This window comes from Saccharopolyspora rectivirgula DSM 43747 (genome assembly GCF_000497205.1).
In the GTDB taxonomy this organism is placed as follows: Bacteria; Actinomycetota; Actinomycetes; order Mycobacteriales; family Pseudonocardiaceae; genus Saccharopolyspora; species Saccharopolyspora rectivirgula.
The window spans coordinates 1-11,750 of sequence record NZ_AYJW01000092.1; the positions used below are offsets into that span (position 1 = coordinate 1).

12 protein-coding genes are annotated in these 11,750 nt (G+C 70.0%); 1 reads left to right on the plus strand and 11 read right to left on the minus strand.

All coding sequences use genetic code 11. From position 1 onward, the window contains the following. The 11 genes from SREC43747_RS22190 to SREC43747_RS0118045 all read right to left on the minus strand — a co-directional run. Window positions 1–104 (minus strand): hypothetical protein (locus SREC43747_RS22190; protein WP_152528467.1); only part of this gene is annotated, 104 nt, incomplete at its 3' end. After that, window positions 101–757 carry a hypothetical protein gene (locus SREC43747_RS0118000; RefSeq protein WP_029722746.1) on the minus strand — a complete coding sequence of 219 codons (657 nt, stop codon included), beginning with the start codon at window positions 755–757 and terminating at the stop codon, window positions 101–103. The genes SREC43747_RS22190 and SREC43747_RS0118000, both read right to left, overlap by 4 nt. Next, entirely contained in the window at window positions 754–1,695 is a 942-nt protein-coding gene (locus SREC43747_RS0118005; protein ID WP_306413803.1) for a glycosyltransferase family 9 protein, read from the minus strand. The genes SREC43747_RS0118000 and SREC43747_RS0118005 overlap by 4 nt, the downstream gene beginning before the upstream one ends. Continuing rightward, window positions 1,686–2,372 carry an SDR family oxidoreductase gene (locus tag SREC43747_RS0118010; protein ID WP_029722750.1) on the minus strand — a complete coding sequence of 229 codons (687 nt, stop codon included), beginning with the start codon at window positions 2,370–2,372 and terminating at the stop codon, window positions 1,686–1,688. The genes SREC43747_RS0118005 and SREC43747_RS0118010 overlap by 10 nt, the downstream gene beginning before the upstream one ends. Window positions 2,373–2,388: 16 nt before the next feature. Continuing rightward, the gene (gene rfaE2 / locus SREC43747_RS0118015; RefSeq protein WP_029722752.1) at window positions 2,389–3,735 is read right to left on the minus strand and encodes a D-glycero-beta-D-manno-heptose 1-phosphate adenylyltransferase; all 1,347 of its coding nucleotides are present in this window, start codon (window positions 3,733–3,735) and stop codon (window positions 2,389–2,391) included. Beyond that, window positions 3,735–4,304 carry a D-sedoheptulose-7-phosphate isomerase gene (locus SREC43747_RS0118020; protein ID WP_029722753.1) on the minus strand — a complete coding sequence of 190 codons (570 nt, stop codon included), beginning with the start codon at window positions 4,302–4,304 and terminating at the stop codon, window positions 3,735–3,737. Before SREC43747_RS0118020 ends, rfaE2 begins: the two co-directional genes overlap by 1 nt. Then, entirely contained in the window at window positions 4,301–5,524 is a 1,224-nt protein-coding gene (locus tag SREC43747_RS0118025) for a glycosyltransferase (protein WP_037332527.1), read from the minus strand. The genes SREC43747_RS0118020 and SREC43747_RS0118025 overlap by 4 nt, the downstream gene beginning before the upstream one ends. Further along, entirely contained in the window at window positions 5,521–6,480 is a 960-nt protein-coding gene (locus tag SREC43747_RS0118030) for a glycosyltransferase (RefSeq protein ID WP_029722759.1), read from the minus strand. The genes SREC43747_RS0118025 and SREC43747_RS0118030 overlap by 4 nt, the downstream gene beginning before the upstream one ends. Then, window positions 6,468–7,493 (minus strand): glycosyltransferase family 9 protein, encoded by a 1,026-nt coding sequence (locus tag SREC43747_RS0118035; protein WP_029722763.1) that lies wholly within the window; start codon window positions 7,491–7,493, stop codon window positions 6,468–6,470. The genes SREC43747_RS0118030 and SREC43747_RS0118035 overlap by 13 nt, the downstream gene beginning before the upstream one ends. After that, complete coding sequence (locus tag SREC43747_RS0118040; RefSeq protein WP_029722764.1) at window positions 7,490–8,986, minus strand: HAD-IIIA family hydrolase; 1,497 nt, start codon at window positions 8,984–8,986, stop codon at window positions 7,490–7,492. Before SREC43747_RS0118040 ends, SREC43747_RS0118035 begins: the two co-directional genes overlap by 4 nt. Then, window positions 8,983–10,617, minus strand: a complete 1,635-nt coding sequence (locus SREC43747_RS0118045) for a carbamoyltransferase family protein (RefSeq protein ID WP_029722765.1) — start codon at window positions 10,615–10,617, stop codon at window positions 8,983–8,985. Before SREC43747_RS0118045 ends, SREC43747_RS0118040 begins: the two co-directional genes overlap by 4 nt. A gap of 224 nt (window positions 10,618–10,841) precedes the next feature. Here SREC43747_RS0118045 and SREC43747_RS0118050 point away from each other — a divergent pair, with 224 nt between their 5' ends. After that, entirely contained in the window at window positions 10,842–11,735 is an 894-nt protein-coding gene (locus SREC43747_RS0118050) for a polysaccharide pyruvyl transferase family protein (RefSeq protein ID WP_029722766.1), read from the plus strand. Window positions 11,736–11,750: the final 15 nt, after the last annotated feature.

Consider the following 11,750-nt stretch of genomic DNA (forward strand, 5'->3'; position numbering starts at 1 on the left):
TCGCTGCACACCACCCGATGCCCCAGCGACGCCAAGCACGCCCCCGTCGTCAACCCCACATACCCCGTGCCCACCACAACGATCCGCCGCGCGAACCGGTTCATCTCTTCCTCGCACGCACGATTCCGTCGAGCAGTCGCAGCACGGGAGAACTGCTGTCGGCGCTGGCCGCCAGCAGTCTTTCGACGCTGTGGGAGTCCACCGGGTCGTTGTCCCCGGGGATGCGGATGCGCTCGTCGAACTGCAGGCCCTTGAGCAAGCTGGTCATGTCCACACCCGCTGCCTGGCAGACTTCGGTGAGCTGGGTGAAGTAGCAGCGGTTGAGCAGCCGGAAGCCGTGGCACGCCGGCCCGACCAGGTCTGCGCTGGCGATGTCGGTGTAGAGCACGTGGCAGGAGAGCTGTCGGTAAACCGCGCCGATCCGGCGCGCTGCCCATTGCTCGTCGGCGCCGATGATCACCAGCGGCGGGTCCAGGAATTCGGCGAGGACACCCGGCTGCAGCGGATGGCTCACCACCGGGGCTCCCGCTGCCGCGGCTGCTTCCTGCACTTCCACTGTGGCCAGTGGGCCGCAGTTGGCCAGCACGCAGTCCCGGCCGATCGCGTTGACCAGCGCTCGGACATCGGCGATCCGGTCGGTGCAGGCGAACACCGCTTCCGCGCTTTCCGTGGCGACCAGCTCGTGCCCGAGCTTTCCCAAACCTTCCCGGACCAGCTCCGCGGCACGGCTGCTTCCCACGACGTGCACCCTGGTCATGCCCGCACCTCGCTCTCCAGCAGCACCTGCGCGGCCGATTCGACTGCTGCGGTGGTGATTTCCAGCAGCCCTGGGTCCGGCTGGTCAGCGAACGTGTCACCGCGCCGTCCGCTCCACAGGGCGATGTGCCGCGGATCGTCCGGCGGGCCCCAGTGCTGCGGGGAGACCGGCCCGAACAGGACCACGGAGGGCGTGCGGTACGCGGTCGCCAAATGCGCTACCCCGGTGTCGCCGCACACCACCAACCGAGCCCGGCACACCAGAGCGGCCAACTCGTGCAGTGAGGTTTTCCCCGCCACGACAGCGCTTTTCGGCAGCCCGCCCAGTGCCGCCACCAGTTCGGCCAGGCCCCGCTCCGCTGGGCTGCCGCTGATCAGCACCGGCAGTCCGCGGTCGGCCAGCCAGCTGCTGATCTCGGCGAAGCGCTCCGGTGGCCAGCACCGGGCGGTGCGGCTCGCCCCGGGGTGCACCACCACCGCTCCCGGGTGGACGCGCTCAGCGGGAGCTCGCAACAGCAGATCCGCCGGATCGGCTTCGATGCCGTACCACTGGAGCAACCGGCACCAGCGGTGCACCTCGTGCTGGTCCTGCTCCCACCGGGGTCCGCGCACTTCCGGGACTTCCGGATGGGTGTGGGTCAGCAGCGCGCGCGGCTTGCTGGTCAGCAGTTTCCGGATGCTCTCCGGCCCCTTCCCGTGCAAGTTCACCGCCACGTCGGGCTCGGTGACCGGGAGTCTCCCGCGCAGACCGGAAACCGGCAGCAGCTCGTCCACCGCCCCGATCAGCGGCAGCAGCTCCGCCAATGGCAGCGGCGCGGCGAGGGTGATGTGCGCCCGCCCCAGGTGGGTGCGCAAGGAACGCAGCGCTGGGACCGCGGTGAGCAGGTCGCCCAGTCCCAGCGCTCGAAGAACGAGGACGTGCTGCCCGCTCAAGGCCACGACGATTCCTCCGAGGCGCACACGACGAGCTCCCGCACCTCGCACCCGGGTGGTTGTTGGAGGGCGAACAGCACGGTCCGGGCGACGTCCTCCGGCTGGTTGAGCTTGGCGTCGGGCGGCGGCTTGTACTGCTCGTCCCTCCCGTCGAAGAACGCGGTGTGCATGCCGCCCGGCACGAGCAGGGTCACCCCGACCCGTCCGCTGGTCTCCGCAGCCAGCGCCCGGGTGAACCCGACCACCCCGAATTTGGACGCGCAGTAGGCGGTGGCGTCGCTGACCGCCTTGATGCCGAGGGTGGAAGCGCAGGTCACCACCGTCCCGCGGCTGGTTTCCAAATAGGGCAGTGCTGCTCGCACCACGGCAGCGGTGCCCAGCAAGTTCACCTGCACGACTCGTTCCCAATCCGCCGCGGGAACCGAGTCCAGCTTTCCGCACGAATCGATCCCGGCCGCGGTGAAAACACCGTCCAGTCCCCCAGCGGAGTCGGCCAGCTCCCGCACCGCTCGTTCGGCCGCCCTCCCGTCGGCCAGGTCCACGAGCTGGTACTTGACCGGGTCAGCGGGTGCTTTCCGATCCAGCACCAGAGGAGTTCCCCCTCGCTCGGCCACGGCCGCGACCACCGCGGCCCCCAGCCCGGAAGCCCCGCCGGTGACCAGCACATTGCCCAGTTCGCGCATGACGCTCCTTTCCGGTTCAGCCGGTGATCTGCAAGCTGCTCAGCAGCCTGGTCGTCGAGTAGCCGTCCACCAGCGGGAGAAGGACGGTGCGGCCGCCGTAGCTCTCCACCACTTGCTTCTCCGGCAGTTGGGACGGCTCGTAGTCGCCGCCTTTGACCCAGACGTCGGGGCGGATCTGCTCCAGCAGCGAGCACGGGGAGTTCTCCTCGAAGACCGCCACCGCGTCCACGCACTCCAGTGCTTCGAGCAAGCAGCGCCGGTCCTCTGCGGCGACCACCGGGCGTGGCGGTCCTTTCAAGCGGCGCACCGAGTCGTCGGAATTCATGCAGACCACGAGCGCGTCACCGAGGGAGCGGGCCCGGTTGAGCAGGCTCACGTGTCCTGGGTGGAGCAGGTCGAAGCAGCCGCCGGCGGCCACCACCCTGCCGCCCCAGGACCGGGTCCGATCGACCACGTCGAACACGGACGGCCGCTTGGTGGTCGGCAAGGGCTTGGGGGAATCGGTCACCGCCCAGCTGGCGGCCCCGCCGTTGGCGACGAACCAGCTCGCCTGGTCCACCGCGGCCCGCACCGCGTCCACCGCGGCGGATCCGAGCATGAGGGCGCTGACCGCGGTGACCGAGAAGCTGTCGCCGGCGCCGCACACGTCGGACACCGCTGGCACTTCGGGCGCTTTGACGCGTTCCGCACCGGGGACGACCACCGCGCCCTGAGCCCCCAGGGTTATCGCGACGGCGCCGCACTCCCACTTGCGCCACAGCTGCACAGCGGCCGGGACCGGAGAACTGACGTCGACCAACCGAGCCGCTTCGGCCCGGTTGGGCACCACCAGGTCGCACCGCGGGATCGGGTCGGCCCCCTTCGGGTGCGGATCCCACACCAGCGGAACGCTCGGTGGCAGGCGGGAGAGCTCTCGCCGCAACCACGTGTTGCTGGTGAGGCCGCGCCCGTAGTCGGCCACCAGCACCCCGTCTGCCTGCTGCAGCGCTGCGGCGACTTCCGCGCCCAGTGGAACGTCCGGTACCCGGCCGTCCCCGGAGTCCAACCTGACCAGCGACTGCCCGCTCGCCCGAACCCTGGTCTTGCTGGGCGTGTTCCCCAGCAGCGGCACGCCGATCAGCCGGACTCGACCGCCGAGCAGCTGCCGCAGCTCGTGTCCGCTGGAATCGGCGGCCCACCCGGTCACCAGGGAGACGTTCAGCCCCTGTTCGGCGGCGAGCGAAGCGGCCAGCGCAGCCCCTCCGGGCCGCAGGCGGCGAGCGGAAACGTCCACCACCGGCACCGGAGCGTCCGGGCACAGCCGGTCGGCATTGCCGACTACGTCGACGTCCAGCAACGCGTCTCCGAGCACCACCAGATCCATCACGCCTGAACCTCCTCGGAGATCACCTCGTCGAAAGCCGCGCACAGGGCGTGCACCAGGGCGAGGTGGATTTCCTGAACGGTCGCCACGTGGGTGGAGTCGACGGCAATGGACTCGTCGCAGACCGCGGCCAGCCCGTTGGGCAGGGGCCCGGTGAGCGCCCAGGCCCGCATCCCCGCTTCCCGAGCCGTTTTGGCCGCCGCGATGACGTTCTGGCTGCGCCCGCTGGTGGACAGCGCGATCAGCACGTCCCCCGGCCGCCCGTGCGCCCGCACCCCGCGGGCGAACATCTCCTGCTCCCCGTAGTCGTTGATGGTGGCGGTGAGGGCGGATGTGTCCGCGTGCAGCGGGATGGCCGCGTAAGGACGCCGGTCCCGCAGGAACCTCCCGGTCAGTTCCCCGCTCAGGTGCTGGGCTTCCGCCGCGCTGCCACCGTTCCCGCAGGTGAGCAATCGGCCTCCGGCTTCCAGCACGGTCGCGAGCTGCCTCGCCCACCTCCGGATGACTTCAGCTTGGCGCCGGGTGCTCTCCGCGGCCGCGGCCAGCGCGGCGAAGTGCTCTTCGATCACGGCGCACCTCCCAGAGTCGCCGTTGCCTCCCGGGGCTGCCGGGAAAGCACCTGCCGGTACACGGCTTCGGTGGCGCGCGCCAGCCGGTCCCACCCGTACCGGGAGCGCACCCGGCGCACTCCAGCGAGGCCGAGTTGACGACGCCACTGGGGGTTGGCCAGCAGCTCGTTGATGCGGGAAGCCAGCGCTGCCGGGTCCTTCGGGGGCACCACCAGGCCGGTCTCGCCATCCACGACCGTGTCCAGGTGTCCGCCGACGGCGGTGACGACCGGCGGCACTCCGCACGCCATGGCCTCCAGCGGGACGGTGCCGAACGGCTCGTACCACGGTGCGCTGACCACCACGTCGACCGACCGGTAGAGCTGCGGCGTCCGGTCGTGCGCCACCGGACCGAGGAACCGCACCCGGTCGGACACCCCGTGCGCTTCGGCCACCGCCCGCAGCCTGGCCACCTCCGGGTCGTGCTGCCATTCCCGCGGTTCCGGTCCCCCTGCGACCAGCAGTTCCGCCTCCGGAACCGCGGCCATCGCGGCGATCGCGGTGTCCACGCCCTTGCGCTCCACGAGCCTGCCGATGCTGAGCACCCGGGCTCCGCGTCCACGGGGGGAGACCGGGCCGCTCGGGGTGAACTTGCGCAGGTCGATGCCGCACGGCAGCACCACCGTGTTGGCGGCGGGCACGCCGAACGAGGTGAGCTCGTCCACTTCCGCCCTGGTCGTGGCCACCACGAGGTCGACCGCTCGGGCCACCTGGGGTTCCAGGTACTGGCGTTGGGGTGGGCTGGTGTCCTTGGCGCCCTGGTGCCGCCGCTTCACCACGCCCAGCGCGTGGAAGGTCTGCAGCACCGGGAAAGCGCCCTCGCGAGCTCCCCGCAGTGCCGCCAGACCGCTCATCCAGAAGTGCGCGTGCACCAGGTCCGGTGGGTTCCGCGTCCAGCGTCGGGCCAGGAAGTCCCCGAATTCGGGCATGTGGGGCAGCAATTCGTCCTTGCTCATCTGCTGGGGTGGTCCGGCTGGGACGTGGACCACGGTGATCCCGTCCCGCACCTTCACGGCCGGGGGCAGCTCGGGGGAATCCCGTCTGGTGTGCACGACGACTTCGTGCCCGAGCCCGGCGAGGCCGGCGGCGAGTTCGGCCACGTGGACGTTCTGCCCGCCGGCATCGGCCCCGCCCAGCGCGGCGAGCGGGCTGGCGTGTTCGGAGACCATGTCGATCCTCATCGGACCACCTCTTCCAGAAGGTCGTTCCACGCCGAGAGGAACCGCTCCAGCGAGTACCTCTCCTTGGCTGCTCTTCGGGCCTCGATGCCGGCCTGGCGAGCTCGTTCGGGATCGGCGATGAACGCGCTGATCGCCTCGACCAGCACGGTCAGCCGGGTGGAGACGACCCCTGCGCCGGGCGGGATGGTCTCGGCCGCTTCGGTGGCCGCCACCGCCACCACCGGCATGCCCAGGTGCATCGCTTCGAGCAGGGCCAACCCCAGCGAAGTCCACCGGTACGGGTGCAGGTAGACCCTCCGCGCGGCCAGTTCGGTGTGCATCTGCTGCTGCGGGAGGTCCTCGTAGGAGTTGATCCGGTCGTCGGCGAGCCACTTCCCCGCCCCGCTCACCCGCATTCCGAACAGGTCGACCGGGGCCGCTGCGGTGAACTGCGGGAGCAGATCGCTGCCGGTGATGCGGCTGCGCCGCACCGGCTCGTTGATGACCACCCCGGTGTGCGGGATGTGCCCGGTGTAGCGGTACCCGGGATCCACGATCCCGTGCTCGATGACCGTGTTCGGCGCGCGCCCGGAGTCCCAGTAGAGCTGGTTGAAGTGGGTCACGTGGACGAGCGTGATGTCGCTGCGGTGAGCTGTCGGGTGCCTGGTGCGCACCGCTTCTCCCCGCGGCGTGTCGTGTTCGACGTAGACCGCCGGCACGTCCGTTCCCGGCCGCCGCCCCAGCCACTTCTCGGCCAGTTCGAGTTCGTGCGGCCGCTGCAGCACCACGACGTCGACGTGTTCGTCGCGCAACTGGTCCGGTTCGACTTCCACCGCGTTGGCCGGCCACGAGAAGGTCCGCGCCCTGCCTCGACCGTCCGCGTCCCGCCCCGGGGTGACCGGGACCAGGTAGGTGTGCTCGCCCTGGACGAAAGCAGTGGTCCAGGAGCCGTGCACGTGCCAGATCAGGATCCGCATGAGGCTCCTCTCCTGATCCGGTCGGCGGCATCGGCCACTTCAACCGGGTCCACTGAGGACAGGCAGGGGTGGCCGGCTACCGGGCACGCCCGAGCTCGGGTGTCCTTGCACGGGGCTCGCTGATCTCCCAGCACCGCGGTGGGCACGCCGTACGGGGCCCACCTGGCCGCTGGGACCACCGGTGCGAAGAGGGAGACGACCGGTGTTCCGACCGCCGCGGCCAAGTGCGCTGGACCGGTGTTGGGGGCGACCACCACGCTGGCTTTGGACAGCACCGCCGCGAGTTCGGCGAGGGTGGTCTTCCCACCCAGGTTCACCCCATCGGAACCGGCGACGTGCTTGGCCAGTTGTTGTTCCGCCGCGCTCCCCGTGACCACCACCCGGTGTCCTCGCCTGGCCAGCAGTTCGACCACATCGGCGCACTTGTCGGCCGGGTACTGCCGAGCCGGAACCGACGCCCCCGGGTGGACGACCACGTATCCCCGTCCGGGAAGGAGGTGGTCGACTTCGGGAAGCGGCGTGCGCACCGCCAGGCTTCCGTCGTCGCCGGCCGGCAGCGAGTAGCCGGCTGCTCGAGCCAAGGACAGCGCGCGCTCCGGTTCGGGCGGGTCACCGGTCGTCCGGTGCCGCAGGTCCAGCAGCGACCCGGGGTAGTCCTCGCTGATGGCGCCGATCCACTCCACTCCGGCCATGCGCAGCAGCAGCGCGAGCGGCAGCGGTGACTGGTGGAAGGAGGTGAAGATCAGGGCATTGCTGACCTGCAGCGCAGCTATCCGGTCGACGAGGGCTTCCATTTCCGCCCGGTGCGCAGCTGGTGGCTCCGGGTCGATCCAGGGCAAGCAGTGCTCGACGACCTGGTCCACACCGGGAAGCAGATGAGCTGCTGCAGCACCCCGCGGGCCGGCGAGCATCACCACCGACTCCGCTTGCGCGGCCACCGCGCGCACCGCTGGTCCGGTGAGCAGCACATCGCCGAAGTTGTCCGACCGCACCACGAGCGTTCTGCCGCTCATAGCCCACCGTCCAGGATTCGGCGCACCGCTTTGCGCACGGTCGGTTCCACCGACGCGTGCTGGCTGGCGTGTTCGATCTCCTGCGGCAGGGTGCGCCGGGTGGGGACCAGGATCGCTTTCGCGCCGGCGGCCAGCGCCGCTTCGACGTCCGCCCCGGTGTCGCCGATCACCACGCACGCGCTGGTCGGCGCCTCCAGTTCGGCCGCCGCCTGCTGGATCAGCCCGGCTGCTGGTTTTCGGCAGGAGCACTCGTCCTCCGGGGCGTGCCGGCAGATCTGCCAGGTGCGGAAGGGACCCAGCTGCTCTTCGACCTCCGCGTTGACGGCGACGAGTTCTTCGTCGCGCACCAGCCCGCGGGCCACACCGGACTGGTTGGTCACCACCCCGATCCGCACCTCGTTGGCCCGGAGCTGGTCCAGCGCTTCTCGGACGCCGGGAACTGCCCGCACCCGGGCCGGGTCGCTGTTGTAGGGGACGTCGTGCACGAGCGTGTCGTCCCGGTCGAACAGCACCGCGGCCGGTAGCTTGCGGCGGCGGCAGCGCAGTTCGCCCTGCAGCCGGTACCAACAGGCGACCGGCGGGATGAGGACGCTGGTGACCACCATCCGCGCGATCTCGACCGGCGTGCGGGGACCGGCGAGGATTCGGCGCAGGGTGAATTCAGCGGTCATCAGGGCCCAAACGCCGAGGCTGCCCCGAAAGGTCTTGCGCCAGCGCGGGTTTCGGTGGCGAGCAGCTGCGGCGAGGGCACCGAGCGCTGCTGCCGTGGTGAGGAAGTGCTGTTCGGTGCGACCGGGGCCTTCCCCGATCCGAAATCGCCAGCGGCGACCGTGCTTGGCCCGCATCAGCGCGTTGTCGGCGTTGCCCGCTTGGGCGCGGACGCTGGCGAAGAACCCCGCCGGTCGCACCGGGTGCTCGGTGGTGCGCCTTCCGTTGACCAGGCGGTACCCCAGGTTCTGCACTCGCACCGCCAGGTCGGCGTCTTCCCGGAAAGCGCGGGGGAAGGCTTCGTCGAAGCCGCCGGCGCGCCGCAGCGCTTCCCGGCGGAAAGCCATGTCGGCGGTGATCCACCACGCGGCGGCCAGTCCGGCGGTGCCGCGTTCGTCGTCCGTGGGGCGACGGTCCTCCGGCAGGGGGACCACGATGCTGCCTTGGCATCCGGCCACTTCGGTGGGCAGGACGTCCAGGTCCGCGAGGAGGTCCTCGCGCCAGGAGGGGGACGGCACGACATCGTCGTCGAGGAAGACGATCCAGTCGGTCTTGGCCGCCCGCCAGCCTGCGTTGCGGGCGGCGGCCGGTCCAGCTCCGCCGGTGCGCAGGATCCGCACCGCGGTGTCCAGTTCGGGAAGCTGCAGCGGCGGATCGGCTCTGCTCCGGTCGTCGACGACGACGATCTCTTCCGGGGGTGGGCCTTGGGACCGGTCCAGCGCTGCGAGCGTCCGGGACAGCGACTGCCGCCCGGTGGTGGGCACCACGACCGTGTACAGAGTCATACCTCTCTCCCTTGCCGCCGCACCACGAACGGTCCGAGGACCAAGAGGTCGATCGGAGAGGCGCCGAAGCATTCGAGGGCGTCCACCGGGCTGTCCACCATCGGGCGGCCAGCGGTGTTGAAGCTGGTGTTGACGACCGCCGGGAGGCCGGTCCGCTCCTCGAACCGGTCGAGCATCCGGGCCAGCAGCGGCTCGCTGTTCCGGTGCACCGTCTGGATCCGAGCGGTACCGTCCACGTGCACGGCCGCCGGTATCCGTGCTCGCCAGCTCGGCTCGACGTCGTGCACGAACAGCATGTAAGGACTGGGCAGCGGTCCCCGGCTGAACAGCTCCGCGGCGCGCTCGGCCAGCACCATCGGGGCGACCGGGCGGAACTGCTCCCTCCCCTTCACCTCGTTCAACCGTTCGGTGTTCTGGCGGTGCCCGGGGTGGGCGAGGATCGAGCGGTGTCCCAGTGCGCGCGGGCCGAACTCGCTGCGGCCGGTGAACCAGCCGACGACCTCGTTCCGGGCGAGCGCCTCCGCTGCTTCGACGGCCACATCATCCGGCTGCTCGTAACGGACGTTCGCCGTGTTGAGCACCGCCTGGATCTCTTCTGCGCTCCATTCGCGCCCCAGATCGGCGCCGCCCATCGGTTTCGGTTGATCACCGCGCTGGGCGGCCACCTGCAGTGCGGCCCCCAGAGCTGTTCCGGCATCTCCCGCCGCTGGTTGCACCCACACCTCGTCGAACGGCCCTTCGGCTGCGATCCGGGTGTTCGCCACGCAGTTCAGGGCGATGCCACCGGCCAGCGCCAGGCGCCGCTGCCCGGTTTCCCCGTGCAGCCAGCGGACCAGCTCCAGCAGCGCTTCTTCGAGGCGCTTCTGCACGCTCGCGGCCAATTGGGCGTGCTCTTCCTTGAGCGGCTCCGAGGGGCGGCGCGCCGGTGCCCACCGCTCCCAGTCGATGGTCCCGATCTCGAATTGGCCGCCGCGGACCTTGACCAGTTCGTCGAAGTCGTCCAGGAAGATCGGACTCGCGTAGGAGGCCAGGGCCATCACTTTGTACTCGTCGCTGGACCGCCGGAAACCGAGGTGCGCGGTCAGCTCTTCGTACATCAGTCCTAGCGAGTGGGGAAGCTGTTGCGCAGCGAGGACGTGGAGCTGGTTCTGCTGGTACTCCCCCGCCAGCGCGGAGATGCTCTCCCCTCGACCGTCTGCGGTCAGCACCGCGCAGTCGTCGAACGGTGCGGCCAGTGCCGCTGAAGCGGCGTGCGCGACGTGGTGGGGGACGAATTCCACTTTGTCCGGATCCAGTCCTGGGAGGACTGTCTTCAGGAAGTGCGGGGCGCGCTCGGCGTAGGTCGTTCGCAAGCGCTCCCAGCCCGGGTCCAGCCCGTCCAGGCCGTGGTCGACCAGAGCCGGGTCGTAGGAACAGGCGACCGCATCGAGCTGGGAAGCGTCAACACCGGCACTTTCCAAACACCACCTGGCCGCGTTCTCCGGCTGTTCCCAAGCCGAGAAGGGAACCGGTTGCTTGCCGTGCTTTCGACGTGAGAAGCGTTCCTCTTCGGCAGCTGCCACGACGGCCCCGTCGATGACCAATGCAGCTGCCGGATCGTGAAATATCGCGTTGATCCCCAGTATTCGCACGGTGCTGCCTCTTCCCGAACTGGTGTCCTGGCCGCCGCCAGAAGCAGCGCGTCAACTACACGGCTACCCTGCGAAGCGCCCCTTAAACCCTTGGTAACGACCAACGGTCTTTTTCGAGATCGAAATCGCCGTTGCGGATCCAGTCGTTCACACTGCGGAATTGACCGGGGAATGTTCAGTTTCCGTTCGGGTATGCCGGGACCGGTGTCGGCGGAGGAGCAGGCATGCGCGTACTGGTCACCGGATGGCCGAGCTTCTTGCACGGCGAAGCGACCGCAGGCGATGTGCTGAGCATGCAGCGCGTGCAAAGAGCGCTGGAGGAGAACGGGATTCCGCACGACGTCGCCTGGAGCCCGGTTTTTCGACCGCAGGCTCTGCACCTCACCGACGTGGTGGCGGATGACTACACCGATGTCGTCTTCGTGTGCGGGCCGATCAGCGGCTGGCAAGTGGAAGATCTGCACCGCCGTTTCGCCAATTGCCGGCGAATAGCCATCGGCGTGTCCGTGGTCCGACCAGACGACCCGGCTGTGACCGGATTCGACGAAGTGCTCCCCCGGGACGGCTTGGGGCTCCCGCAACGCGATCTGGCGGTGGCCCGTACGGAGCACTCCGCCCCAGTGGTCGGCGTCGTCCTCGCCCCGGGACAACCGGAATACGGCGACCGGGGCAGGCACCACCAGGTGCACGGCATACTGCAGCAGTGGCTCACCACTGTGGAGTGCGCTCCGCTGGAACTGGACACCCGGTTGGATCGCAACTCGTGGCGGCACTGCCGCACCGCCGAGCAGTTCACCTCCCTGATCTCCCGCACCGACCTGGTGATCACCACTCGGTTGCACGGCCTGGTGTTCGCCCTCTCCCAGGCGGTTCCCGCTCTCGCGGTGGACCCGGTCGCCGGCGGCGGAAAGGTCGCCGCGCAAGCCGCGGCCTGGGAGTGGCCCGCAGTGGTTCCAGCGGAAGAGCTCACCGAGGCACGGCTCGACCACTGGTGGGAGTGGTGCAACTCGCGCGAGGGAGCGCGGCGGGCAGCCAGCTGCGCCACCTCCGGTGACGAGCCGATGCTCGTCGGTCTGGTTCAGCGCCTGCTCGGCGAGTCCGCGTGGGAGAGCGCATGAGCGAAACGGCCAGGA

Coding starts and splice junctions, on each gene's coding strand:
- SREC43747_RS0118030 (WP_029722759.1), bottom strand. CDS start 6,480: ATGCGGATCCTGATCTGGCACGTGCACGGCTCCTGGACCACTGCTTTC.
- SREC43747_RS0118040 (WP_029722764.1), bottom strand. CDS start 8,986: ATGACTCTGTACACGGTCGTGGTGCCCACCACCGGGCGGCAGTCGCTG.
- SREC43747_RS0118000 (WP_029722746.1), bottom strand. CDS start 757: ATGACCAGGGTGCACGTCGTGGGAAGCAGCCGTGCCGCGGAGCTGGTC.
- SREC43747_RS0118010 (WP_029722750.1), bottom strand. CDS start 2,372: ATGCGCGAACTGGGCAATGTGCTGGTCACCGGCGGGGCTTCCGGGCTG.
- SREC43747_RS0118035 (WP_029722763.1), bottom strand. CDS start 7,493: ATGAGCGGCAGAACGCTCGTGGTGCGGTCGGACAACTTCGGCGATGTG.
- SREC43747_RS0118025 (WP_037332527.1), bottom strand. CDS start 5,524: ATGAGGATCGACATGGTCTCCGAACACGCCAGCCCGCTCGCCGCGCTG.
- rfaE2 (WP_029722752.1), bottom strand. CDS start 3,735: ATGGATCTGGTGGTGCTCGGAGACGCGTTGCTGGACGTCGACGTAGTC.
- SREC43747_RS0118050 (WP_029722766.1), top strand. CDS start 10,842: ATGCGCGTACTGGTCACCGGATGGCCGAGCTTCTTGCACGGCGAAGCG.